This is a genomic window from Undibacterium sp. Ji83W, assembly GCF_049340385.1.
GTDB lineage: Bacteria > Pseudomonadota > Gammaproteobacteria > Burkholderiales > Burkholderiaceae_D > Undibacterium.
This window is the reverse complement of the sequence record NZ_JBMPOZ010000070.1, coordinates 1-429: the sequence shown is the minus strand read 5'-3', so window position 1 is coordinate 429 and position 429 is coordinate 1. Positions and strand designations below refer to the sequence as shown.

Sequence of the window (429 nt, the reverse complement as noted above, 5' to 3'; positions counted from 1 at the left end):
TCACCAAATTAAGTCTGACTGGCCAAGCCGGGTCTTACACGCTGACAGCTGCCACCAGCAACCCAACCGCCGCCAGTGCCACATCTTTTATCGTCACGCTCGGTGCCGCCGACAAACTCGCCGTCAATGGTCTCCTGAACAAGAACGGCACGACTGCCGTTGACACCACTACATTCAATCTAGCTGCTGCTGCTTCCTGGGATCAGGCAAGGACATCGGGTGCTGACCTGACAGGCAATGCCGTCACCGTATCGAACGTCGCGGCACCAACAATTACGTCCGCGACTTACGATGGTACGTCGCATGCCTTCGTCGTGACTGGCACCAACCTGGTCAAGACCATCGGTGTCACCAATGACGTCACGATTTCTACACTGACGATTACCGGCGAAGGCGGTGCCACGCGTACGCTTTCGACCACCGGCAACG

General features: G+C 57.3%; 1 protein-coding gene. It reads left to right on the top strand.

Features of this window, described 5'->3' with window-relative positions:
* Positions 1 to 429: hypothetical protein (locus tag ACO0LD_RS31780; RefSeq protein WP_423013538.1), on the top strand; the 429-nt coding region annotated here is incomplete at both ends.